At 56.3% G+C, this 24,875-nt stretch carries 19 protein-coding genes and 1 CRISPR repeat array; of the genes, 7 read left to right on the forward strand and 12 right to left on the reverse strand.

What is annotated here, in order from left to right; genetic code table 11:
- Positions 1 to 176: 176 nt before the first annotated feature.
- The 4 genes from HPC62_RS21495 to HPC62_RS21510 all read right to left on the reverse strand — a co-directional run bounded on the left by HPC62_RS21495 (position 177) and on the right by HPC62_RS21510 (position 4,302).
- Positions 177 to 1,595 (reverse strand): NAD(P)(+) transhydrogenase (Re/Si-specific) subunit beta, encoded by a 1,419-nt coding sequence (locus HPC62_RS21495; protein WP_172358450.1) that lies wholly within the window; start codon positions 1,593 to 1,595, stop codon positions 177 to 179.
- Positions 1,595 to 1,888 (reverse strand): NAD(P) transhydrogenase subunit alpha, encoded by a 294-nt coding sequence (locus tag HPC62_RS21500; protein WP_172358451.1) that lies wholly within the window; start codon positions 1,886 to 1,888, stop codon positions 1,595 to 1,597. The genes HPC62_RS21495 and HPC62_RS21500 overlap by 1 nt, the downstream gene beginning before the upstream one ends.
- Before the next feature lie 145 nt (positions 1,889 to 2,033).
- The gene (locus HPC62_RS21505) at positions 2,034 to 3,200 is read right to left on the reverse strand and encodes a Re/Si-specific NAD(P)(+) transhydrogenase subunit alpha (protein WP_172358452.1); all 1,167 of its coding nucleotides are present in this window, start codon (positions 3,198 to 3,200) and stop codon (positions 2,034 to 2,036) included.
- Between the two features lie 916 nt (positions 3,201 to 4,116).
- Complete coding sequence (locus tag HPC62_RS21510) at positions 4,117 to 4,302, reverse strand: hypothetical protein (protein WP_172358453.1); 186 nt, start codon at positions 4,300 to 4,302, stop codon at positions 4,117 to 4,119.
- A 237-nt stretch (positions 4,303 to 4,539) separates the two neighbouring features.
- Positions 4,540 to 5,824: a CRISPR direct-repeat array (repeat unit 35 nt; unit sequence CTTTCAAACCCATTTCCCCGCAAGGGGACTGAAAC).
- 452 nt (positions 5,825 to 6,276) lie between these two features.
- On the opposite strand from HPC62_RS21510, the gene HPC62_RS21515 reads away from it, so the two are divergent.
- Entirely contained in the window at positions 6,277 to 6,813 is a 537-nt protein-coding gene (locus HPC62_RS21515; protein WP_084782448.1) for a DUF2808 domain-containing protein, read from the forward strand.
- Between the two features lie 153 nt (positions 6,814 to 6,966).
- Here HPC62_RS21515 and HPC62_RS21520 read toward each other — a convergent pair whose 3' ends face one another.
- The 3 genes from HPC62_RS21520 to HPC62_RS21530 all read right to left on the reverse strand — a co-directional run bounded on the left by HPC62_RS21520 (position 6,967) and on the right by HPC62_RS21530 (position 9,291).
- Positions 6,967 to 7,257: a YiaA/YiaB family inner membrane protein gene (locus HPC62_RS21520; protein WP_172358454.1), complete on the reverse strand. Its 291-nt coding sequence runs from the start codon at positions 7,255 to 7,257 to the stop codon at positions 6,967 to 6,969.
- Positions 7,258 to 7,495: 238 nt separating this feature from the next.
- A complete protein-coding gene (locus tag HPC62_RS21525) occupies positions 7,496 to 8,401 on the reverse strand; it encodes a metal ABC transporter permease (RefSeq protein ID WP_172358455.1) in 906 nt (301 codons plus the stop codon).
- A 134-nt stretch (positions 8,402 to 8,535) separates the two neighbouring features.
- Positions 8,536 to 9,291, reverse strand: a complete 756-nt coding sequence (locus HPC62_RS21530; protein WP_172358456.1) for a metal ABC transporter ATP-binding protein — start codon at positions 9,289 to 9,291, stop codon at positions 8,536 to 8,538.
- 970 nt (positions 9,292 to 10,261) lie between these two features.
- Here HPC62_RS21530 and HPC62_RS21535 point away from each other — a divergent pair.
- Positions 10,262 to 11,236, forward strand: coding sequence for a metal ABC transporter solute-binding protein, Zn/Mn family (locus tag HPC62_RS21535; RefSeq protein ID WP_172358457.1), 975 nt, complete (start codon positions 10,262 to 10,264; stop codon positions 11,234 to 11,236).
- A gap of 10 nt (positions 11,237 to 11,246) precedes the next feature.
- Here HPC62_RS21535 and HPC62_RS21540 read toward each other — a convergent pair whose 3' ends face one another.
- Entirely contained in the window at positions 11,247 to 12,545 is a 1,299-nt protein-coding gene (locus HPC62_RS21540; RefSeq protein ID WP_172358458.1) for a glutamyl-tRNA reductase, read from the reverse strand.
- 417 nt (positions 12,546 to 12,962) lie between these two features.
- Here HPC62_RS21540 and psbA point away from each other — a divergent pair, with 417 nt between their 5' ends.
- The 3 genes from psbA (at position 12,963) to HPC62_RS21555 (ending at position 15,650) form a co-directional block, all read left to right on the forward strand.
- Positions 12,963 to 14,045 carry a photosystem II q(b) protein gene (psbA, locus tag HPC62_RS21545; protein WP_068510112.1) on the forward strand — a complete coding sequence of 361 codons (1,083 nt, stop codon included), beginning with the start codon at positions 12,963 to 12,965 and terminating at the stop codon, positions 14,043 to 14,045.
- A 258-nt stretch (positions 14,046 to 14,303) separates the two neighbouring features.
- Entirely contained in the window at positions 14,304 to 15,290 is a 987-nt protein-coding gene (locus tag HPC62_RS21550; protein WP_225906804.1) for a 1-acyl-sn-glycerol-3-phosphate acyltransferase, read from the forward strand.
- 174 nt (positions 15,291 to 15,464) lie between these two features.
- Positions 15,465 to 15,650 carry a hypothetical protein gene (locus tag HPC62_RS21555; RefSeq protein ID WP_172358459.1) on the forward strand — a complete coding sequence of 62 codons (186 nt, stop codon included), beginning with the start codon at positions 15,465 to 15,467 and terminating at the stop codon, positions 15,648 to 15,650.
- Here the strand turns inward: HPC62_RS21555 and HPC62_RS21560 are convergent.
- Entirely contained in the window at positions 15,608 to 16,888 is a 1,281-nt protein-coding gene (locus HPC62_RS21560; RefSeq protein WP_205370997.1) for an NAD(P)/FAD-dependent oxidoreductase, read from the reverse strand. The genes HPC62_RS21555 and HPC62_RS21560 overlap by 43 nt on opposite strands.
- A 186-nt stretch (positions 16,889 to 17,074) precedes the next feature.
- Between HPC62_RS21560 and HPC62_RS21565 the strand changes: the two genes are divergently transcribed.
- A complete protein-coding gene (locus HPC62_RS21565; RefSeq protein ID WP_172358460.1) occupies positions 17,075 to 18,778 on the forward strand; it encodes a DUF3352 domain-containing protein in 1,704 nt (567 codons plus the stop codon).
- A 109-nt stretch (positions 18,779 to 18,887) separates the two neighbouring features.
- On the opposite strand, the gene HPC62_RS21570 is transcribed toward HPC62_RS21565, so the two are convergent.
- From HPC62_RS21570 to HPC62_RS21580, 3 genes are all read right to left on the reverse strand, one after another.
- A complete protein-coding gene (locus HPC62_RS21570; protein ID WP_172358461.1) occupies positions 18,888 to 19,493 on the reverse strand; it encodes an O-methyltransferase in 606 nt (201 codons plus the stop codon).
- Between the two features lie 128 nt (positions 19,494 to 19,621).
- Complete coding sequence (locus tag HPC62_RS21575; protein WP_172358462.1) at positions 19,622 to 21,304, reverse strand: iron uptake porin; 1,683 nt, start codon at positions 21,302 to 21,304, stop codon at positions 19,622 to 19,624.
- 28 nt (positions 21,305 to 21,332) lie between these two features.
- Positions 21,333 to 24,260: a fibro-slime domain-containing protein gene (locus HPC62_RS21580; RefSeq protein ID WP_172358463.1), complete on the reverse strand. Its 2,928-nt coding sequence runs from the start codon at positions 24,258 to 24,260 to the stop codon at positions 21,333 to 21,335.
- A gap of 30 nt (positions 24,261 to 24,290) precedes the next feature.
- Between HPC62_RS21580 and HPC62_RS21585 the strand changes: the two genes are divergently transcribed.
- Positions 24,291 to 24,656 carry a hypothetical protein gene (locus tag HPC62_RS21585; protein ID WP_172358464.1) on the forward strand — a complete coding sequence of 122 codons (366 nt, stop codon included), beginning with the start codon at positions 24,291 to 24,293 and terminating at the stop codon, positions 24,654 to 24,656.
- The last annotated feature ends 219 nt before the right edge of the window (positions 24,657 to 24,875 follow it).

Consider the following 24,875-nt stretch of genomic DNA (forward strand, 5'->3'; position numbering starts at 1 on the left):
AGCAAAAAGGTTGTAGCGCAAGAAAAGTAGTTATAGAGCAAATAAAAATGTGGGAGGGCCGTGGTTTAGCTTCCCACACTGGGTTGAGTGATTCAAGACAAAAGCAAAGGGCGACAGGCTAAAACATAGCCACTCTCAGCTTTCCAAGACCTGAGTCCCTGGCCCTACAGCCCTAACTAGAGTTCCTTTACCCCAGCAACGAGTTGCGTCACGACATCCTTTGCGCTGCCAAACAGCATTAGCGTTTTGTCTTGATAAAACAGTTCGTTTTCGACACCCGCGAACCCTTTATTCATGCCGCGTTTGATCACGATGGTGTGGTTTGCCTTTTCCACTTCCAAAATCGGCATTCCGTAAATTGGGCTTTCCGTGTCGTGGGCAGCGGCGGGGTTCACCACGTCGTTCGCGCCGATCACCAGGGCCACGTCGGTATGCTCGAATTCAGGGTTGATCGCGTCCATGTCGTAAAGCTGGGGATAGGGCACATTGGCCTCTGCCAGCAGCACGTTCATGTGACCGGGCATCCGTCCGGCAACGGGGTGAATGGCATATTTTACATCCACGCCCAGCCGCTCTAGCTGGTCAGCCAGTTCCCGAACGGCGTGCTGCGCCTGGGCCACCGCCATGCCATAGCCAGGAACGATGACGACCGATCGCGCATAGCCCAGCATCATCGCCGCTTCTTCGGTATCGACCGAGTGAACCGTCTTGTCGGCGATCGCCCCTGCTGCACCACCCGCCGCTTTTTCCTTTGCCTTGCTAAAGGCGCTGAAGAGGACGTTGGGCAGCGATCGGTTCATTGCTTTGCACATAATCTGCGTCAGGATGATCCCCGACGCGCCCACCAGTGCGCCAGAGATGATCAGCATGTTGTTGAACAAAACGAACCCAGCCGCGCTGGCGGCCAGCCCCGAAAAGGAGTTCAACAGCGAGATTGCCACGGGCATATCTGCGCCGCCGATGGGAATTGCAAACAGCACGCCCAGAATCAGCGAAATGGCGACCAGCACCAAAAAGATTGTGGGATCGTTTGGTTCTGCAATCAGCAGCACGCTACCCACCAAAAACAGACCAATTAGGCCCAGGCTGACAAACCGCTGGAGCGGAAAGATAATCGGCACGCCGCTCAACAACTCTTGCAGCTTGGCAAAAGCGACCAAGCTGCCCGTGAGCGTGATGCCACCGATAAAGACGCTAAGGATAATCGTCAGCACGCTTCCCAACGGCAGCGCCTGGCCTGTGCCCGTCAGTCGCCAAAATTCTGCGATCGCCACCAAGGTCGATGCGCCACCGCCCAGGCCGTTGAGCAAGCCCACCATCTGGGGCATGGCGGTCATTTCTACCTTCTGCGCCATCACCACGCCCACGGCCGAGCCGATCAGGATGCCCACTGCAATCAGCGTGTAGTCGATAATGCCGCGATCTAGAAGCGTGGCGGCGATCGCCACCAGCATCCCCACCGCCGCCAGCACATTCCCCCGTCGGGCTGTGGCGGGCGATCCCAGTTGTTTCAAACCCACAATAAACAGCGAGGCGGCTGCTAAATAAGCAAGCTGGATGCCATTGAGCAATAAGCTATCGAGGGTGTTGTTCATTAGCTCCGTGCCTCTTTTTTCTTGAACATTTGCAGCATCCGGTCGGTCACCAGAAACCCGCCGACCACGTTGACGGTGGCCAGGGCGATCGCCACCACCCCCAGCACCGTCGTCACCGTTCCGTTGCCGCTGCCCGCCACCAGCAGCGCCCCCACCACCGCAATGCCAGAAATCGCGTTGGAACCCGACATCAGCGGCGTGTGCAGCGTCGGCGGCACTTTATTAATCACTTCAAACCCGACAAACGAAGCCAACACAAACACCACCAGTCCAATAATGAGACTGTCTGCCATGTTTTTCTCCCGTATTAAAAAATCTTCAGAGCGAGAGAAGAGGGAAGAAATAAGAGCGAAGAACGAAGAGGGAAGAACGAAGAGGGAAGAGGTTCCGTTTTTCGTTTTTCGTTCTTCTTTCTTCTTTCTGCCGTCCCCTCCCCCCTCATCCCCTTACGCCCTCACACGCCGCCGCCAGCGCTGCCTTCACGCGCTCATTGCGAATCTCGCCCCCGTGGGCAACGCAGGCGCTGGCAATGATATCGTCCTCAAAGTTGAGCGCCAGTTCGCCGTCCTTCACAATCAGTTGCAACAGCGAGGTGAGGTTTTTGGCATACATCTGGCTGGCGTGAATGGGCAGCGACGACGGCAGGTTAATTGGGCCCATAATGGTCACGCCGTTTTTCACCACGTCTTTGCCCGGTTCGGTGCAGGCGCAGTTGCCGCCCTGCTCAGCAGCCAGATCGACCACTACGGAGCCAGGTTTCATCTGGGCGACCATTTCTTCGGTCAGCAGGATGGGCGCAGCTTTACCCGGCACTTGAGCCGTGGTGATAATCACATCAGCTTGTTTAACGTGTTCGGTGATGATCTGGCGCGATCGCGCTTTGGCCGCTTCCGAAATCTCCTTGGCATAGCCGCCCTCGGCCACGGTATCCTCTTCCAGATTCACCTCAACGAACTTCGCCCCCAGGCTTTGCACTTCTTCCTTCACCGCTGGACGAATGTCGAAGGCTTCTACCACAGCACCCAGACGGCGACAGGTGGCGATCGCCTGCAAACCTGCTACGCCCGCCCCCATCACAAACACCTTCGCGGGTGGAATCGTCCCCGCCGCCGTCGTCAGCATCGGGAAAAACTTGGGTAGCGCCGCCGCACCCAGCAGCGCCGCCTGATACCCCGCCACACCCGCCTGCGACGACAGCGCATCCATACTCTGGGCACGGCTTGTGCGGGGGATCATCTCCATACTGATTGCTGTGACCCCTCGCTCAGCAAGCCGCTGAATGCGGGACGGCTCCCCCAACGGGTTCAAAAAGCTAATCAGCACTGCACCCGGACGCAATCGGTCGATTTCGGATTGTCCATCTTCTCGCTCTCGCGGCGGACTCACCTTTAGCACCACGTCTGCTTCGCCCCACAGCCGCGCCCCATCGTTCAAAACCTGCGCTCCGGCAGACTCATAGGCTGCATCAGAAAAATAAGATAGGTCGCCTGCTCCCGCTTCGACCCACACTTCCAAGCCCTGTTTCACCAGTTTCCCAACCACATCGGGCACAAGCGCAACTCGACGTTCTCCAACTTCAATTTCCTTTGCAACTGCTATCTTCATTCATTCTCCTGGATGACACGATTCAGTAACCACTGTTTATTCTGAAAACCTCACAAAAAATGCGCTGAATTAAAAACTCAGACGCAACCCCTCCGTGCAATCAGACTGCAATTTTCAGAATGAAATTCTGTAATTTTAATGACTGGTTTTTAATCAGACTTCAAGACTGGAAGCATGACTTAAAACTTGGGACACAAACTCTAACAGCAACAAGGCAATCCACACAAACTACACAGTTCATAAACATTGCAAAGATAACGCTGTACAGGTAGTTTTGTACAGGTAGTTTGGATCGCCTCAATCCCTTGCTCAACCTGAAATTGTGCTGCGCCACTCCGAACAGCTTGGCAGCACCTAATCAGGACTGTACCGACCTTATATCCACAAACGGACACCTTTCGATTGGGGACTTTCGATTGGCACCTTTCAACTAGCAGCTTGGCAACTAGCACTTTTAGCGTTTTGCAATGAGTCTAGTGCCCTAAAACTTACTGACAAACTTACTGACTCGCAACTCACCAAGCTTCAATTCGCATCCTACAAGCTTCTGAACTAGAACTGGCTCATCTTCAGGTTAATTTATGGATCGCTTATGAACGATGAAATTTTCCCCTCATAAGAATGACTCAATGTTCGTGATTACTCAGTTTGTGATTACTCAAATCATCAACCCAAACACAATCGCCAAGAAGCACTCACCCTCTAGCCTATAAAAACTCCAGGGGTTCCGGAAAGAATGTAAACATCTGGATGTATTTTGAAATATTTTTTGAAAAATTTGAACATATCTGGATTAAACAATATTTAGGAAGTCAGTCGAGGGCGATCGCCCAAAGCATACCCTAAACCCCCTAACCACCTGACACATCTCTGGGAACCCCCTAGTTTCTCCTAGAGGACGCTGACCCAAAACCCTTCAGCCAACCCCTCCAAACTCCAACCCAAAGACTACAAGCTTCAACCCCAAAACAACGCATTTCAAAGCTTTCAGAACTTTCGTCAGACAACCAACCCCCTCCCCCCTCCCCCCTTCCCTCTTCTCTCTTCTCTCTTCCCTCTCCCCTCTTCCCTCTCCCCTCTTCCCCTTAACTTTTTCTTCCATTGACTTCTTTGGCGCAGGTCTTCTATCCTATACCCAGAGATAAGCCACCTCCACGATCTGTCCAAACCTTGAAAGCCGCATAATTCCGTTGAATCGTGTCGATGCCTTATTCAGTAGGTACTTCAGGCGCTAGAGATTCAAGGTTTTAAGGGAGAAAAATCATTTTTGGGGTTCCAAAATGATTACCGTCGATTTTCGCTTACGAGCCATTGCCAGGAGCGGGTTTCAGACAGCACTCTTTCAAACCCATTTCCCCGCAAGGGGACTGAACCCCAAATACCTAAAATGCCGCATCTCCGGCGGTTCAACTTTCAAACCCATTTCCCCGCAAGGGGACTGAAACTTCGTGGCGTGACGGGGCGCTACCGCTTCGTGAAGTCGCTTTCAAACCCATTTCCCCGCAAGGGGACTGAAACTTTGGGTGCAGTCAATCTGGACTGCCTCCGATGGGTTTGTCCGCTTTCAAACCCATTTCCCCGCAAGGGGACTGAAACAGATTACACACTTTGGTTTGCCTTCAAACGAAATTACCTTTCAAACCCATTTCCCCGCAAGGGGACTGAAACCTTGTGACATTGGCAAAGAGTCGGCAGATGAAGCCACTTTCAAACCCATTTCCCCGCAAGGGGACTGAAACCCGCCTGAGCTAGTATCAGGGGCAGCTTTTCGTCTAGACTTTCAAACCCATTTCCCCGCAAGGGGACTGAAACCGGGAAATTAAAGATACAGAGGAGTATGGAAGCTACAAACTTTCAAACCCATTTCCCCGCAAGGGGACTGAAACCTCCCTGTGCTGAGCAGAAGCGGGTGTTGTACTCTTTCAAACCCATTTCCCCGCAAGGGGACTGAAACGCGCCGAGCGTATGCAGACAGATACCGGTATTCTTTCAAACCCATTTCCCCGCAAGGGGACTGAAACTTACGGTGATGGAACCTGTTATCCGGAATCCATTTGCCACTCTTTCAAACCCATTTCCCCGCAAGGGGACTGAAACTAGAGAGTTTCAAAATTTGGTTCTGGAGCTGGGCTCCAGCCTTTCAAACCCATTTCCCCGCAAGGGGACTGAAACCTCACTTAAAACTACTTCAAACCGCAGTTCCTCCCACTTTCAAACCCATTTCCCCGCAAGGGGACTGAAACGACTTCATCCATCGTCAGCTTGCTCACTCCGCCATCCTCGAACAGCTTTCAAACCCATTTCCCCGCAAGGGGACTGAAACGGGAGTTGGTGCGAGGATCTAAACCAATGATCTCGCCGTCTTTCAAACCCATTTCCCCGCAAGGGGACTGAAACAAACTGAACCCGCGCAGTTTGTGTTTCCACCAATCTGCCGCTTTCAAACCCATTTCCCCGCAAGGAGACTGAAACATCCCATCGGTCTGATTTCCCTCTACATCGGTGACATAGAGACTTTCAAACCCATTTCCCCGCAAGGGGACTGAAACAATGCAAGATCGGCTACCCCTGCGGCCGATCTTGCATCAACTTTCAAACCCATTTCCCCGCAAGGGGACTGAAACGCTTGGGAAGGAACAAAAAGCGAAAAACGAAAAAACAACCTTACAGAGCTGATTTGCAAAGAAGCCTGACACCTGACTGCCTGATACTAAGCTGCCTGACACATCTCTGCGAACCCCCGATTTCTCGTAGAGAACGCTGGCCCAAAAGCTCCTTCGTCCAACCCCTCTGGCTCCAATCCAGGGATTTCGACTCCAAGACAGCGCATTTTCGCGGCTTTTGGAACTTGTGTCAGGCAACCAGCTAAACCCCTCCTGAAAACCTATTGTCCTAAGAAATAACGCGCCTCCTTTGCCAGGGCACTTTTTAGGAACTGGTTCGTCCACACTGCCTGATGCCCTGCATCCTGATGCCTCCGCCTCTGAATCCGAGAAGCGTAGTGTATCCTGAGAGGAGCATTAAACGGTAAAGTTTAGTGATGGTTCGAGAAATCATGTTACTCAAACGCAGAGCTATGGTGTCTAAGTCCTCAATTCTCCGAATGCTTTCGGCAGTGGCGGTGTCTGGATGTGTAGCAGCGGGACTAGCTCCTGTGGTTCACGCCCAAGGACTGCCGGGCCTGGTGATTTTCAGCGGTGTAGAGCGTGAAAATCAACTGAACTATCGGTTGGACTTTAATGGCAGACCCTTTCAGACGGATCGATACCGCCTGCGGATTTCTCGCCAAAAGATGCGCTCAGACGTGTACGAGTTTACGGTGACCTATCCCGATACCTACCAGGGCACGTTCGACGAGAATCGGATTGAACTACGGGTGCGAGGAAACTCGGTTCCGCTGAACGAAGTGATCTGGAATCGCGAAACTCGTGAAATTACGATTTACCCCACCGAGCCAGTTCCGGCGGGTTCCCGCGTCGAGATTGTTCTGTCAAACGTGCGAAATCCCCGAAACGGCGGCACGTTCTATTTCAACGCGCTGGTTCGAGCAACTGGAGACGTGCCTCTCCGTCGCTACATTGGCACCTGGATTATCGGAATCGGCCGCGAATAGTCCGCGAATCATCGAAATTGCCTATCAAGACAAAAATCTAGCCCGGAGCAAGATCCTTTCGCCTCGCTCCGGGCTTTACACTTGTGGGTTGCTTTTCGCCCAGTTTGCCTTTCACCCAGTTTGCCTTTCACCGAGCAGACAGTTCCTGACGGATTATTTCAGCGGATGATGCTCCGCCAGCAGCCGCTCTACCCGTGCCTCATCGACCCGTGCCGCCAGTTTTTGCGCTTCGTGAATATCGCGGGTCGTTTTCGACAGGCTGATGGTAGACCCGACCGTAAAGGCCAACCCCATGCCAAAGTAGGCCTTCACCCAGCCATTGACAGGTAAGTAGCAAATCCCCAGACTCGTCGCTCCCAGCGAGATGATAAATGCTGCCCACGTTTGAACCACCCAGGCAGAACTGTGCGTGGGGGAAACCATCAAATCCTTTGCCTTCGTCATTGCTGTTCTCTCCTTACGATTCAGGTTCTTGAACAGCATCGTAAGAGGGCTGATGCAGCAGATTTTATCCAGCCAGACACTTTCCAAAACTGTCTTGGGAAAAACCGATCCGCAGCACCAATTTTCACCAATTTTCTAGGCTGGATCTGCGGTTTGGGCTGAAAGCCAGGAGTCAGTTGCCCGAACTGGATGAACAGACGTACTGATAACTAGTGCTGCTAATTATCGAGGTTGCTAATTATCGAGACTTTAGCCCACTCCACAGTGCTTTTATCTCACGCCACAGGCCCGACTCGCCCCCTGTCCCCGTTCGCGGCCGGGTGAAAATGCCCTGGCTGGGGCTAAATAGCAGCGCCAGGAAAAACAGCACCGAGGCCACCAGCACAATCGCCGGGCCAGAGGGCAGGTTGAAATAGTAGCTGAGGTACATGCCGCTGATGCTGGAAACAACGCCCAGCACAGCGCCCAGCCCCATGACCTGATGAAATCGCGGTACGAGGAGATAGGCCGTCGCCCCTGGTGTGATCAGCAGCGCCAGCACCAGCACTACGCCGACGGCCTTCATGCTGGCTACCACCGTCAGCGCGATCAGCAGCATCAGCCCCAGGTTGAGCAAGTTAACAGGCAGTCCTGCCGCCTGCGCCCCCAGGGGGTCAAAGCTGTAGAACAGTAGCTCTTTGTAAAGCAGCACCACGCAGGCCAGCACTAGCACGGCTATCAGGGCTGTGTCGCGGACTTCTCCTGGCGTAACGCTGAGAATATTGCCAAATAGAAAATGGTTTAAGTCAATCTTGTTTTCTTTTTGGATTAGCGTAATCAGCGTGATGCCGAGCGCAAAAAAGGACGATAGGACGATTCCCATCGCTGCGTCTTCTTTGATGGGCGATCGCCGATGAATCCAGGCAATCAGCACCGTACTCAGCACTCCTGCCACAAACGCACCCACATAGATGTTCATGCCTAGCCAAAAGGCGATCGCCAATCCGGGCAACAGCGAGTGGCTAATGGCATCGCCCAACAGCGACAGCCGCTGCACCATCAGGTAGCTGCCCACCACCGAGCAAATGACCCCGACGATGACCGCCACCAAGAGCGATCGCTGCATGAAGCTATAGCTGAGCGGGTCGAGCAGGAGATCCCACATTTGAAAGGGGGCAGGTGAAAGGGGGCAGGTGATGGGGTTTAGGAGTGAAGACGCATCCATCGCTCGTGCGTAACGGCATCTCGTGCGTAACGGCGAGATCGCAAGGCAGATGCAGCACACGATGATGGGGCCAATTATGCGGCTTGCGAGAAGAACTGAACCGAGGTTCCGTAGGCGCGGCGCATATTTTCGGGGGTGAGGACGTGCGATCGCGGGCCGGCGGCGATCAGGTCACGGTTGAGCAGGACGAGTTGGTCAAAGTTTGCGATCGATTCGCCCAGGTCATGGTTGACCACTAGGACAAGCTTACTGTCGGCTGCAAGTTCGCCAAAGATGCGGAACAGCACTGCTTCCGTCGTTTGATCCACGCCGACGAAGGGTTCGTCGAAGCAAAATAGGTCGGCTTCTTGGGCCAGCGCTCTTGCCAGAAACACGCGCTGCTGTTGCCCACCGGAAAGAGATCCGATTCGGCGATCGCCATAGGCGGCCATGCCCACGCGCTCCAGTGCAGCGGCAGCAATGCGGCGGCTAACCGCAGAATAGCGCTGAAACCAGCCCGTTTTTTGGGTTCGGCCCATCATCACCACGTCCCACACTGTCGCCGGAAAGCTCCAGTCGATCTGCGATCGCTGCGGCACGTAGGCGACACGATCGAGCTGGTGGGTGAGCGGGCGATTCCCAGAAGCATCGCTACTCGAATCGCCCCACAGCACGCGCCCGGTGACCGTCGGAATCAGCCCCAGCGCAGCTTTGATGAACGTACTTTTGCCCGCGCCGTTGGGGCCAAAGATGCCTACCAGTTGCCCCGATTCCAGCGTCAAGTTGATGTTCCGCAAGGCCTGGGTGTCGCGGTAGTTCACGGTGAGATGGTCGATGGTGAGGCGAGTCATAGGAGTCAGGAGTTGGAGTTTGAAGGGTTCATAGACTTGGGTAATTTGGGCAATTTGGGCAAATATTCCCGAAAGGGATGAATACGCGATGTGCGATTTTCCATCTGCCCTCATCCCCGAACCCTTCTCCCAAGTCGGGCTACTGTGTACGACAAAATCTTCTAGGCTTGAGCAGCGATGCTGTGATCCCCCCTTAACCCCCCTTGAACAAGGGGGGTAATCCCCCCTGCCCCCCTTAAACAAGGGGGGAACTGATCCCGGAGTGACCCAAAGCAGGGAGAACTGGCTCGGAAGTCCCCCTTATCAAGGGGGATTTAGGGGGATCTTTCGGAGCCTGACGCAAACCATCGAGAGGTCTACACACAGTAGCCTAAGCCGGGAGAAGCGAAGCAGGGAGAACTGGCTCGGAAGTCCCCCTTATCAAGGGGGATTTAGGGGGATCTTTCGGAGCCTGACGCAAACCATCGAAATGTGTGTACACGGTAGCCCAAGCCGGGAGAAGCGAAGCAGGGAGAACTGGCTCGGAAGTCCCCCTTATCAAGGGGGATTTAGGGGGATCTTTCGGAGCCTGACGCAAACCATCGAGAGGTCTACACACAGTAGCCTAAGCCGGGAGAAGCGAAGCAGGGAGAACTGGCTCGGAAGTCCCCCTTATCAAGGGGGATTTAGGGGGATCTTTCGGAGCCTGACGCAAACCATCGAAATGTGTGTACACGGTAGCCCAAGCCGGGAGAAGGGGAGCAAGAGAGGTTTGAAGTTCCTATCCGAGAGCGGGAAAGGGCTTGAAGCCCTCGGCACACCAGCAGGAAAAGGGTGAGGGAGAGCGGCAAAGTTGCACATCCCGTATTAGATACGAAATTATGAGGCAATTATGAAAAGTCTCTGGAACCATCATACCCGAAATTATGAATCAATTATGAAATTGGGTAGAGTGAAAAATGAAAAGACTATGAAAGCACTGTAGCGAGTGATGCAAAACTCTGGGACGCAGATTTTTTCCTGGACACTGGGGCGGCGGGCAGCGGCGACCGTTTTGGGGGCGATCGCCCTCGGCTGGCTGGCAAACAGTTGCCGCACGACCCCAGTGCAAACGGGGAATTCTGAAAAACCAACCGTTGTGGCGACCAACACGATCCTGGCAGATTTGACGCAGCAGGTCGGCGGCGAGGCGATCGCCCTAGTCAGCATCCTCAAGCCCGGAGATGATCCCCATGTTTACGAACCCGTGCCCCTCGACACGCAGCGGCTAGAAGACGCAGACTTGATTTTATACAACGGCTATAACCTGGAACCGGGGCTGATCCGGCTGGCGGAGTCGGTCGGCGTGCGGGGGCGTAGGGTTGCAGTGGGCGAAGTCGTGCCCCCGCTGGAGCTAGCGGAAGAAGGCAGCACCGTACCCGATCCGCACGTTTGGGGCGACGCACAAAATGCCATCCACATGGTGAACGCGATTCGAGATGAGCTAATTCGCCTGTCGCCGGAGGACGCAGCCACCTTTACGCAAAATGCCGCCGATCTGGTTGCTACGCTGGAACGACTGGACGGCTGGATCACGCAGCAAATCCAGACCATTCCGCCCAGCCAGCGCCAGCTCGTGACGACGCACGATGCCTTTCAGTATTACGCCAGAGCCTACGGGCTGACGGTGCTGGGCACGCTAATCGGCATCAGCACCGAAGAACAGCCCAGCGCCCAAACCTTGCAACGGCTGGCAGACGCAGTAAAAGCGGCAAACGTGCCCGCGATTTTTGCTGAGACTGCGATTAATCCCCGGCTGATCAATACCGTTGCAGAGGAGGCAGGCGTGCCCCTGGCAGACGCAGAACTCTACGCCGACTCCATTGGCGGGCCGGGCAGCGGCGCAGACAGCTATATAGACATGATGGTGGCCAATACTAGGGCGATCGCCCGCAACTTGGGCGGCACTCCGGGCGACTGGCCCTAGTGAAGGGCGCTTAGCTAAACTGCTGGCTCGACTGCCCTTCCGACTCCAAGTTGAACAGAGTGCAGAGGGTTTCCATAGCCCGCCGCCGCGCCTCAATGTCTTGCTGCGCCCGCAGTTGCACCATTGGGTCATGCAGGATTTTGTTAACAATCCCTTTAGTCAATGCCTCAATAATGCCCTGGTGCTTGTCGGCAAACTCTGGGCCTAAGCGAGACAGCGCCTTCTCAAGCTCCTGGGTGCGGATGCTCTCCATCTTGTCTTGCAGGCACTTGATGGTGGAAACGGTTTCGAGCGATCGCACCCAGTTATTAAAGGCTTCAATCTCCTCGTCCAGCAGCGCTTCAGCTTCCAGCGCCATCTGACGGCGGCTTTCCTGATTTTGCGCCACCACTGCCTTCAGGTCGTCCACATTAAAGACATGGACATGGGGCAAATCGTTGACATCTGAATCCACATTGCGCGGCACGGAAATGTCGAACAGCATCAAATGCTGACCCGGTTGCAAGATCGCTTCTAGCTTGGCGCGATCTAGCAGGGGTTCTGTGGCGGCCGTGCTGGTGAACACAATGTCAGAGTCGGCAATTACTGCGCCCATTTGATCGAGCGTATGCAGTTGCAGGTGTGCATCGGGGAATTGCTTAGCCAACTCTTCCGCGCCTGCCAGCGAACGGTTCACAATGGCGATTCGATGTGCCCCTTTGGACAGCAGATGCTGCACCAGCAGTCGCGCCATTTTGCCTGCGCCCAGAATCGCAACTCGGCTGGCGGCCAGGTTTTGCGCTTTGATCTGCGCCAGTTCAACCGCGGCGGAACTGATGGATACCGCGCCTGTACCAATGCTGGTTTCGCTGCGGACGCGCTTGCCCGCCTCCACCGACTTTTTGAATAGATGATTCAGCACGCGCCCAATGCCGTTGCACTGCTGCCCCAGCTTGTGGGTGTGCTTTACTTGCGACAAAATCTGCCCCTCGCCCAGCACCAGGCTATCCAGCCCCGACGACACCCGCATCAGGTGCATCACCGCGTCTTGGTGCAGCAACACAAACAAATGCTGGCGCAGATGTTGCAGGGGAACCTTGCCGTATTCCGATAGAAACTGAGTGACCTCGCGGATGCCGTTATCGGTTTCGCTGGCAACGATGTAGATTTCCAGCCGATTGCAGGTGCTGAGGATGGCCACCTCTTCGACGTGAGGATAGCTGCAAAGCTGGGCGATCGCCGCTTCGGTTTGGGGCGTGGGGATGCTCAGCTTTTCTCGAACTTCTACTGGGGCTGTTTTATGACTCAGGCCCACCACCGCAATGTTCATAATCCTCCCAAAAGTTTCTCATCTGGCGCAGACAGTCAAAATCCGCCAAACGCCTAGTTTTTGTTATCTCCCGTAGTGACGACCACGGCTCATCCAAAAGTCTATCAACTCGCGGCCGCCCGGTAGATCTGCCAGTGACGGGCAGTTTGAGGCGCTTCCAGACAATGTAACGAAGGTTTGTAACAGACCGAGATTGAGGGCGATCGCCCACCCAGATTCTTGAAACCCTTGATATTGCGTCATAATCGTCCTAACAAAAGCGCGATACCCCGTCTTCGCCGTTAGAAATCTTAAGTAAATCCAAGATCTGCTTTACAAAACGCAACCAAAAGTTTAGGATTATACACAGGTTAGGCAATCAAACCTAGCCGTTTCATTTTCTACAAACACACTTGTAGTTTTACGGACTCATTAGCAATGACAACGACCCTACAACGCACCGAACGTGCAAGCGTATGGGAACAGTTTTGCAACTGGGTAACCAGCACCGAGAACCGCCTGTACGTAGGCTGGTTCGGCGTACTGATGATCCCCACCCTGCTGACTGCCACCGCTTGCTTCATCATCGCCTTCATCGCTGCTCCCCCCGTGGACATCGACGGCATCCGTGAACCCGTCGCAGGCTCCCTGCTGTACGGCAACAACATCATCACCGGCGCAGTGGTTCCCTCCAGCAACGCCATCGGTCTGCACTTCTACCCCATCTGGGAAGCCGCCTCTCTAGACGAGTGGCTGTACAACGGTGGTCCCTACCAGCTCGTCGTCTTCCACTTCCTGATCGGCGTATTCTGCTACATGGGACGTGAATGGGAACTGAGCTACCGCCTGGGTATGCGTCCCTGGATCTGCGTCGCCTACAGCGCCCCCGTAGCCGCTGCGACCGCAGTGTTCCTGATCTACCCCATCGGACAAGGTTCCTTCTCCGACGGTATGCCCCTGGGCATCTCCGGCACCTTCAACTTCATGTTCGTGTTCCAAGCAGAGCACAACATCCTGATGCACCCCTTCCACATGCTGGGCGTAGCAGGCGTGTTCGGCGGCTCCCTGTTCTCCGCCATGCACGGTTCGTTGGTGACTTCCTCCCTAGTGCGCGAGACCACCGAAGTTGAATCGCAGAACTACGGCTACAAGTTCGGACAAGAAGAAGAAACCTACAACATCGTTGCTGCCCACGGCTACTTTGGTCGGTTGATCTTCCAATACGCCAGCTTCAACAACAGCCGCTCGCTGCACTTCTTCCTGGGTGCATGGCCTGTGATCGGCATCTGGTTCACGGCGCTGGGCATCAGCACGATGGCGTTCAACCTGAACGGGTTCAACTTCAACCAGTCCATCATCGACTCTCAGGGTCGCGTGGTGAACACCTGGGCAGACATCCTGAACCGCGCCAACCTGGGTATGGAAGTGATGCACGAGCGCAACGCTCACAACTTCCCCCTCGACTTGGCTGCTGGCGAAGCTGCTCCTGTGGCTCTGGTTGCGCCCCAAATCAATGGCTAATTCTGGCTGTGCCTTGGCGTCTGCTTAGCGTTTGCTGAGTCTGTCTGATTAGCTAGTCTCTGAGCGCCTCCTGCGGGGGGCGCTTTTTCGCGTGGGGAGGGTTTAGGCGGATTTTATGGGCAGTCGGGCGATAGGCATTTGCAGCCAGCAATAATACAGCCAGCAATGATAGGGTGAAGTTCAGCCCATCTGCGATGCGTTCTGGAAAACTATGCGACGGGCGTTTCTTAGCACTTTGGCAGTCACCCTGGCAGTTGTATGTCCCAACGCCCGATTACCTCGACTAGTTCGACCGAAGCTAGTTCGACCGAAGCTAGTTCGACCGAAGCTAGTTCGACCGAAGCAGGTTTAACCGACGCGATCGCCCATCCCCAACACAATCCTGGCTCGACCTCCGATGAGTCTGACAAAAACCCCGTGCCGCCCTCTTCCCCAGGCTGGTGTCTGAGCAGGCGCGATCCCGGCTTTATTCGCGCCTGTTTGCCCTGGTGGGAGTGGGCCTATCACCATTACTTTCGGGTGCAGACCGCCGGCTGGGAACATATTCCCGCATCTGGGCAGGTGTTGATAGTAGGGGCACACAACGGCGGGTTCGCAGCGCCCGATATGTTCATGATGATGCTGGACTGGTTTCGGCGATTTGGTGTGGAGCGTCCTGCCTATGGGCTGATGGATGCCAATGCGTGGAAGTTGCACCCATCTTTGTCGGAATCGGCAGCAAAGCTGGGCGCAGTGGTGGCTCATCCCAAAATGGCGATCGCCGCTTTAGATCAGGGCGCCAGTGTATTGGTCTATCCCGGCGGCGTGCGGGATTTATTTCGTCCCCATCATTTGCGCGATCGCATTTGTTTGTTCAACAACCAGGCGTTTGTCAAGCTGGCGCTGCGCTACGAGTTGCCGATTATCCCGGTCATTTCTCACGGGGCCCACGACACGCTGATCGTGCTGGGTGATGCCTATCCGCTGGTGGAACAGTTGCATCGGTGGGGGCTATTTCCCTGGATCAATGGCGTAAATCCGGGCGTATTTCCGGTTTACCTGGGGCTGCCGTGGGGTGTGGGGCTGGGGCCGTTGCCAAACCTACCACTCCCGATGACGATTCATACGCGGGTGTGCAAACCCGTCTGGTTTCCGCGATATGGAGCAGAAGCAGCGGGCGATCGCGCCTATGTCAATGCCTGCTACGAACAAGTCCAGCGCCATATGCAGCGATCGCTCGACTATCTCATTGCAGAGGTTGCCTGACTCCTAAGCATGATAGAATTGAGATTCTGTGCATTTAGCATCTCAGGAATTGCGCATTGCAGAGAGGCTATTATTTTGCATTGCGCTGCGCCTGACTTTGCCCACAGGTCAGATTTTTTCACAATCCGCTCCTGATCACTGAACTCAGTCAATCCTTACAAAACGAGGTCAAGAATGGCTAAGCGCCGCAACCAGAAAAAAGAAAAAGCTCTCCGCAACCAGGCCTATGCCCGCAAGTTCCGCAAGCGCACCAATACCGGACGCTTTGGTCGTCGTCGTCCGGGCTTTGGCGGATCTCAGATGGATGAAGAAACCGATCAAAACCGGAGCGGCACGGGCGCAGAAGAAGGCGCAGAATAGTCCACCCCTGGCAATGGGCGGCTGTCTAGCAGGGCATTAATCGCGTCGGCAGCCGCAATGCCGGACTCTAGCGCCTGCTCAATGCCAGGGTTCGGGGTTTTGTCAGGGCTACACCAGTCGCCCGCCAGCACCAAGGGCGCGGGTTGGGATGCCGACAAATAAGTTTGGGAGTAGGGCGATCGCACGGTTGCATATCGCCAGCGATGCACTTGCAAGACTTGGGGCAGGATCTGCGGCGCAGGCAGTCCCGACAGCAGGTGCATTTTTGCATAGTCCAGCAGCGCCGTTCCTGCGGCTGTCAGGTCAGTCTCATCAAGGTGTGCTGTGGCAAAGGCAGCGCTGCTCTGAACCACCAGCGCGGGACAATCAGGATTACGCCCCTTAGAACTTTCCTGCGAAATCCAGACTGCGGGAGCCTCTGGAGGACACTGCACCGCCGCCCAGGGTAACGCTTCAAACAGCGCCCGCTCAGCCTCCGAAAAGCAGGCGATCGCCGTGATGCAGGGATGAAACTGCACCGCAGCCAGCGCTTCTAGCAAGTCTGCCTCCAGAACGGAACCGAGCGGTTGCAGCAAATCGAGCGCCTGGGGAGCCGGGATCGCCATCACCAAGGCTTTTGCAGACAGCGCTTGCCGATCGCCCGCCAGCGACTCAAGGGTCAGTGCCCAGCCCTGGGAGGCTGAAGAAATCGCCACTACCCGCTGCCCCCGCCAGATCTCCAGCCCCGCACCTAGCTGTTTTGCGACAGCGGTGATGCCGTCGGCTGCCACATAGCGGGGAGGGGCAGGCAGAGGAATGAACTCGTCGGGCTGCCAGCGATACACCGTCCCTGCCCACGGCTCCAATCCACGCCCCAGCATCGCCTGAATCAACTGCTGCGACTGGGGCCCCTGGGCTTCTAGCCAGCGCAGCCCGTGGTCAGCGCAAGTGTCGGGCAATCGCCGCGTCGCCATACGCCCGCCCAGTCCCCGCGATTTTTCTAGAACCACAGCCTGATAGCCTGCCCGATGCAAGCGCTGGGTGCAGACGAGGCCGGATAACCCAGCGCCGACAATCGCAATATCAATCGCAATGTCTGCAACATCTGTGGTGTCAATATCCGTGGTGTCAGTGTTTGCCATGTCACTGTTCGCGATGCCAATATCTGTGCTGTCACTGTTTGCCATGTCAACGTTTGCCATATCGCCGTCGCCAATGTCGCCTGGACTGGAGGGTTTGGCGTTGTCTGAAAGGGGCATTGATTCTGTCATTGAGGTTGGAATTTAGGCAAGTTCACGAGAGAGTTCAACAGAAATTGTGGCGATTTTGTGCGGGAAAAGCTGTTCAGGGGCGACTTTCCCAGGATTCGCCAATCCGCGATCCCCCTGCGGTACTACACTAAGTTTTGGCATGACTTTTGGCAAAACTTTCGCTGGTATGGGTTCATGAAGGCTCGCTCGTTTTACCTGGCGCTGGGTTCGGTGGCGCTGACGCTGCTGCTGCTGGCGATCGCAGGCTTTTACTGGCTGGTGGGGCAAAGTCCGCTGCGGCTGCTGCAAGGGGGACGAGTTGCGAGTCCGGAGGCGGCGATGTTTGTGCCTAAACAGGCTCCGGCAATGGTGTCGCTGCTGGTGAAACCGGAGCAACTGCGGGCGTTTCGGCTGGCGGTATCGTCGCTGGGCGATCGCCGCAAAGCGCGGGAGGAACTGGAGGCGCTGGAGCGGACGCTGCTGACCAGTCGCGGACTGAGCTACGACGCGGATATTAAGCCCTGGCTGGGGAGCGAAATCACCCTGGCGGTTACCAGTCCCGACATCGACCGCACCCCCGCCAACGGGCAGCAACCGGGCTACTTGCTGGCGCTGGAAACCGAAAACCCGCAGCAAGCGAAGGAGTTTGTGCAGCTTTTTTGGCAGAAGCGGGCGATCGCCGGCAGCAATTTGGTATTTGAGCAATATTCCGGTGTCAAAGTTATTTACGAGCAGGGGACAGGGGCAACATCGGCAGACACAGGCACGCCGACCCCGACGCTGGCTAGCGCAGTGGTGGGCGATCGCTTCGTATTGTTTGCCAACTATCCCAAAGTTCTGCGCGATGCCATCAACAACGTGCAAGCGCCAGACCTAAGCCTGAAAAGCAGCCAAAAATATCAGGATGCGCTGGCGGCCCTGCCAGAGAGCCAGATCGGGCTGACGTTTGTGAACCTGCCGCAACTGGGCGCGTGGCTAGGCAGTCAGAGTCCGCTGGGCAGGCTGAGCAGCGACAAGAATCGCCAATTTGAGAGCCTGGTGGCGGGTATTGAACTGGCGCGGCAGGGACTTTTGGCAGAGACGGCGCTGCTGGCGGCTCCGGGGCAACCGCTGACGGCTCACAAGCCAGCCCTGACGGAACCCGTCGGCGCGTTGCAGTTTATTCCCCCTGCTACGCCTTTTTCCGCATCGGGGACGGACTTGAGCCAGCTTTGGGGGCAACTGACCGAAGGCTTGCAGGACTATGGTGTGCTGTCGGCCCTGCTGGGGCAGCCGATCGCCGCTCTAGAAGATCAGTGGGGCGTGACTTTTGAGGAAGACCTCGTGCCCTGGGTAAACCGGGAGTTTGCGCTGGGGCTGGTGTCGCCGCCGGGCCGCGAACCGGAGTGGGTCTTTGTGGCAGAGAAATCGCCGGAAACCGCTGCGGGGATCGAGAAGCTGAATGCGATCGCCCAACGACGCGGCCTCACGGTCGGCCCGATTACTCTGGAGGATCGCCGTGTCTACACTTGGACGCAGCTTTTGCCCAGCAGCAAACGGCGGGGCGCAGAACTCCAGGCCAATGTGCAGGGCGCTCACACCATGCTCGATAAGTACGAAATTTTCACAACTTCGGTCGAGGCGATGGACGAAATTCTGAAGCATCCCCAGAAGTCGCTGAGGACTGCCCAATCGTTTCAGGAGGCGATCGCCCCCCTCGCGCCCTACAACGATGGCTATCTCTATCTCGACTGGGAGAGCGTCCGCAAGCCGCTGGAGCAGCGCATCCCCGCCCTCAAGCTGGCAGAACTGGTGGGCAAGCCGTTTTTCGACCATCTGCGATCGCTGACCATCACCAGCTACGGCAGCGATACCAAAGTCCAGCGTGGCGCGGTTTTTGTGCAGTTGAAAAACACCTAAATCGCGTAGGACTTACACAGTTGGATGACTCCTCATGGGCTGCACTCGCGAGAAATTATCCAAAATTCAGAAAACTGATCGCACGCACGTAAGCTCTATCTCAACACCGCTAGGGATTGACTGACAAACGCGAGCGGCGAGTCGCTAGGAGGATACCACTAGCCCAGGCCAGTTTGGCGATCGCCCACTCGCTCCGCTGTTCCAAATCGGCAATCAGCGCGTCTACTTTGGGGGCGTGCCCCTCGGGCCAGTTTGCCTGGGGCAGCATATCGTCGATGAGGTACAGCCCGCCCGGTTTCACCAGCGAAAGCGCCAGATCCAGATGGGTGTATTTGCCAGGCCAGGTGTCGGCAAAGATCAGGTCAAAGGACTCGCCCTGCTGCGCCAGTGATTCTAGAAATTGACCCCCGTCTTGCACGAAAAAAGACACACGCGGATCGGCGGCAAGGTGAGCCTGGGCGATCGCCACCAGCCCTGCCTCGCAATCCACCGTCCACAGCGTAGACTGGGCATCCATGCCGTCCAACATCCAGGCCGTCGCCGCACCCGTGCCCGTGCCCAGTTCCAGAAAGCGCCCGCCCGGTTTGCTGGCACAGAGCGATCGCAGCAGGGCCCCCGTCAGGGGTTCCGAGAGCATCTGAAAATCGAGTGCGCTCGTGTCTGCCAAGATTGCCGCCAGCACCGCAGGCGGATTTAGGTTTTCTATATCGTTCATCCGCTTCTTCTAAGTAGGTAGACCAATAAGTAGGTAGACCAAATTAAAAAACAGATTCCAAACCCTGCGCCGCCCGCGCGGCGGGCGGCGCAGGGTTCTTGATTTTATGTTTATTTATGTCCACCTACTTAGAACTGAAACGTCGTCCGCAGCGTGCCGATGACAAACGCATCAAACAAATCGCGGTTTTGCTCTGGGGCCGTAACCACAATCACGCCGGGGGTAATCGAAATATTATCCGTGACGCGAATGCGGTAGAAAGCCTCGATATGCAGCGAGGTATCATTCTCTAGCTCCAGACTGGCAAGGGTATATTGACCTCTTAACCCGGTCAGGTAGGGTTCCACGCCCACCATAATACCGCCCAAGTTTCCTGCGCCAAACAGGTCAGGAAAAGCCAGCCCCAGCCCGTAATACCAGATATCGCCGCGCCCGGTTTCCAGCAGTGTCAGGTTGGTATAGCCACCAAAAGCACTGAGGCTGATGCCGGAACTGATGCGCCACGACAGTTCTAGACCATAGGAATTGGTGACAGCGGGCACGCCCAGCGCCCCGTGCAGCGCGTTGGCAGGAACCGTGCCTGTAAAAAACCGGCTGCTGCCCAGCCCCAGATCAAAGATGGCGTTGGGTGTGGAAATGCCGCTCGTGGCAACTTCCGTATGGTAGCCGTGGACATAGGTTAGTCCGATGTTGAAATCCTGACGGGGGGCGAAGGTGAGTTGTCCCAGCGCGGCATAGTCACCGTTAAAAAAGCCGCTGTCTTCGCCAGGATTGGCGGCGTTGTCGGCCAGGTAGCCAAGCGACAGCGCCAGCGTGCCCTCGTTGTCAAAGCGATAGTTGAACCCAAACCCCGTGCCGCCGCCGATGCGATAGATCGGGCTGTATTGGCTGAAGGGCGACAGGGAACCATTGCCGCCATCGGCATCGTTGAAGAAGGGGCTGAGGGTGCTGTGGACGTAGGCTTGATGCGTGCCGCCAATCGCCGCGACGTAGGCACTGAGGCGCTGACCCAGGTTAAAGCCATAGGTCAATCGATCCACCTGGACATTGTTGCTGGTGTCGCCCCCAAGGGCCGTAATCAGCAGTCCTTCTGCGGTGCCACGGGGCACAACGTTTGGAACCAGGTTGGAACGACCCAAACTGCTGACGACTGTGCGGGGGGTTCGGTTGCCTGCGGTCAGCCGAGTTTGCAGCAAATCATCGCCGCTGAAGCTGGTTTGAAAATTCAAGCGGGCGCGATATTGAAACACCGTAGTGTTGCCCACTGCCTCCAGCTGATCGCCGAATAGATCGTTGATGTCGAAGATCCCCTCGCCTGCCAGCCGCGTCGTGGTCGAAAACTGGTTGGCTTCCAGTTCCGCTGTCCGGTCTTCCAGCAAATCCACGCGACCCCGCAAATCCGCCAACTCGCGGGCAAATTCTCGCTGCAAGGCTTCGATTCGCGCTAGGGCTTCCGGGTCAAGATTCTCCAGCCGCCCAACGACGGCATCCAGACAGGAAGCCAGACCTGCGGCAAATTCGTAGCGGGTTAGGGCTTGTCGCCCGCGAAAAGAGCCGTCTGGGTAGCCCTCTAAACAGTCCAATCCGCCCTGCTGTTCACTATTCGCCAGATAAGCCAACGCTTCGTAGGCCCAGTCGCCTGGGCTAACGTCGGCAAACTCGCTGACGGAAGTGACCTGGGCCATCGGGTCGCCTTCTGGGAGAGTAGATTGGGCGATCGCCCCTTTGGGCTGGGCCACCAGTCCGATCGTTGCCAGCAGCAGACCGCTGAATTTCAGAGCAGGAAGCGTTTTGGGGAAAGGAAGATGCATGATTTCTGAAGAATGGGGGATCAGCAAACTAGGTGGGCTGCGGGAAGAAAATATCGCCCGGATCAGGGTTGGAGTCTACTGGGTTGCGGGGGCGGGTATCCTGAATCACCACCACATCAGTGATTTGGGGTAATTCCCAATGGGGAAGGTAGCCGTCGCCCGGACGCAGTTGCAGCACCACGCGCTCGTTGTCCTCGTCTTGGTTATCAGCATGGGGGGTGACCCAGATAATGCCCTGACCCGTTTGGGGATCGATGCGGACGCGCTGCGGCGGGTCGAGGGTATAGTCCCGGGGCTGCGCGGCTTTGCGGGCATTGCGATTCACCACATAGTTCACAAACATTGGCGCGGGCGGTTTGGGGCGCATCGTGACCACAAACTTGCCCTTGTCCGCAGGGCGCATGGTTCTCTGCGCCTGAGCATCCTTGGGTTCCTTCGTCCAGCGCTGGGTGGCTTGGAGCGTGGCGATTGGCATATCCGTAATCACAATGGCTGCCGTGCGTCCGGGTTCACCCGGATTGGGCACTCGATAGGCCGCATCGGGCAGCAGTTCCAGAACGACATGCTCTGGCGTAGCGGCTTCGTCGCCGGGAACATCTGCACGGGCGAACACGGGGATATGGGCTTTGCGGCTGCTGGGATCGATCTGCACAACACCGCTCAGGGGGTCATAATCCTGACCAAAGGTGGCGTGATGTAGACCGGGCGGCGTGATGACGCGATAGCGAACGGTGGTTTGTCCCTGGGGAGCCACGTCTTCTAAGCTGACCTCGAATAGGGCGGTATGTCTCTCGGCGATCGCCTCTCCGGGTAAGGGTTCCCTGGCATTTCGCAGGGTGCGAATCCGGGCAATGGGCAGCGGCGGCGGCACTGGGCGATCGAGAATGCGGATGCGGGCGCTGCGACCTGGTTCACCCACAGCGGGCAGACGATAGGTGACATCTGGCACCAGTTCCAGCACCACATGCTCCTGCGGGTTTACTTCATCACCCGCGACATCGGCCCTAGCGACGACGCGAATCTGGGCATTGCCAGCAGCGCGGTTCACCGTCACGACCCCGCTCAAGGGTTCATAATCCTGACCGGGCGTGGCGTTTCGCACGTCGGCAGGCATGACCACTCGATAGCGCACCGTTGTCTGGTCTTGCAAAATCGGTCCTTCCAGGCTGACCTCAAACAATCCCACATGGAATTCGGTCAGGGCTTCACTGGGGCGGGGTTCGAGCGCCTCGCGCACGGCGTAAATGCGGACGAGGGGGGGCGGCGGCGGCGGCAACGCTGGGTCTGTAATCGACAGCATGGCACTGCGTCCGGCTGCGCCTACGGCGGGAAGGCGGTAATCGACCTGGGGCAATAGCTCAATAGAGACGTATTCCACCCCTTCGTTACCCGCGACATCGGCTCTGGCAACAACGCGAATTTGGGCTGTGCGAGTGGCGCGATTGATCGTCACCGTGCCGCTGAGGGGTTCATAGTCCGAGCCTGGGGTGGCGGCGGGCAGGCCCGGTGTTTCGATGACCCGATAGCGCACGGGCGTATTTTCCAGCGGCAGGTCGCCCGCTAGCGAGATTTCAAACAAACCAACATGGGTTTCGGTCATGGTTTCGCCGGGGCGCGGCTCCACGGCATCTCGCAGCTTTTGTACGGTGGCGAGGGGCGGCGCGTAGTTGGCAATGAACACGGTATCTTCCGTGCGATCGCCCAATTGATAGCCACCGTTTTCGTAGCCCAATAGCTCTACGCATACCTCTTCGCGGCCCTCGTCGGGGTTGTTGTCGTCCAGCGGCGTGACGGTCAGCAGCACGCTGGTTTGCCCGGCGGGAATCAGCACGCGATCGCTGCTGGGCGGCATGGCCGGCGACGAGAGGACAAAGTCTTGATGGGCGATCGCCATGCGCGGCGCAGGCAGATCCTTCAGCCGATAGCGCACCCACAGCCCACCGGCCGGAGCCGTTGCCCCATCGACCAAGCTGATGCGAAACTGTCCGGGCACAGCCGCCGCGTAGGGAGTCGGCTCTACTGCATTGGGCTGAGTCGCCTCAATTCGGACACGGGGCAGCGGCTTGAGCAGCAGCGACGTTTCAATCCGAAAGGTGCAGCGATGGGTATGGCGTTCGGCAAAAAAGAAGAAAAACTCGTAGGTTTCGCCGACGGTTAGCTCCAGATTCAGCGGCGCGTAGGCATCGCTGAGGTTCAGCCCCAAATGCTGACGCAGGTTGAGCTTCAGATGGCGGCTGGGGTCGGCGGCCTGATTTTGGGGATTGTTGAGGCGGAGGTCGAGCTTGCGGCGCTCTTTGCCATGCACCCCGCCGATATCAATAGCGAGCAAGGCTCCGGTGCGGCCACCGCCGATGGACTGATTGCCAATGAACACCCACAGGTCATCGTCGCCTTCAAAAACAAACTCCTCTGTGCCCTGGTAGGTAAACTTGGCCGAAGTTTCTAGCGTGAAGTGGTAGTTATGAAACTTGCCATCGTCGGGGTGGCGATAGGCTCCGGGCGTGGTCAGGTTAAATCGATCGTCAGGATTGGAATTCTGGTTCTTTTTGGCTCTTAGGCGTTCGCCAATGGGAGACAGCGTATTACCCGGCATCCCGTTTTGATCGAGGAGAAAAAGTTCCTTATCCAGATTGCCAAACAGCCGATCGTCGATTGGGAAAAAGCTTTCGCGATGATAGCGATAGTTGCCGCCGGGTTGCCCAACGCCGTTGTCTAGCTCTAGCGGAATCTCAGTTTCGGCGTTCACACCCGGAACGCTGCGAAACCATTGGTCAAAGGTATTTTTGCTGGTAATAGTATGACTGCGGGGCGATCGCCCTTCATTAAAGACGGGCTTATTATCCTCACCTAAAATGGGCAGCACCAGTCCTGTTTCTAGCGGTGTCCGCTTATTTTCAAAATCGGGATGGTCAGCTCGAAAATCTCGAACTTTCGCGGTTAGCTGAATAATCGCCATAGTTGCGCCCTTTGTGATGACAGGTGTTGGATGCCAGCCGCGACCCCAGAAAACTTGCTGAACCGCTTGCAGCGTCTATATCGTCCTATATCGTCTATGCTGCGCTCGGACAGCTTTTACCCGGAGCAAGCGTCTGCGGGGGATGCAGAACGCTTTGGGCAACTGGCACAGGTGACTACAGTGGTGTCACAATTTTCTCCGGAGATGCCAAATAAAAAAGTGTCGATTTGCAACAAATCCCTCCCGGAGGGATTCCTGGCAGAGCGGGGCAATCTGGCTAGCAGAGCGGGGCAATCTGGCGCAGGGAATTGGGTGAACAGGTTGGAGGGCAGGGCTTTGGGGCGATCGCCCAGTGCCCCAGCTCAGGCTCCGGCAAGACGAGGGGGTGTGCTATAATTTGATATGCTGAAATGCTTGATTTTCAAGCTTTTTGGGTACTTTTCAAGTCCTCATTTAGAATCAAGTCAGCCTGTTTGATGCGGTCGGAAGCAGAGCGATGCTGTGTCTGTAAAGAAATATGTAGGCTTATCTCTCTAGACGCGGGTTGACGGTATCAACCCAGAACTTGATCTAGACTGCAATGCAAAACTGCAATCCACAACGGTAATGCAGAGC

Source organism: Thermoleptolyngbya sichuanensis A183 (assembly GCF_013177315.1).
Classification (GTDB): domain Bacteria; phylum Cyanobacteriota; class Cyanobacteriia; order Elainellales; family Elainellaceae; genus Thermoleptolyngbya; species Thermoleptolyngbya sichuanensis.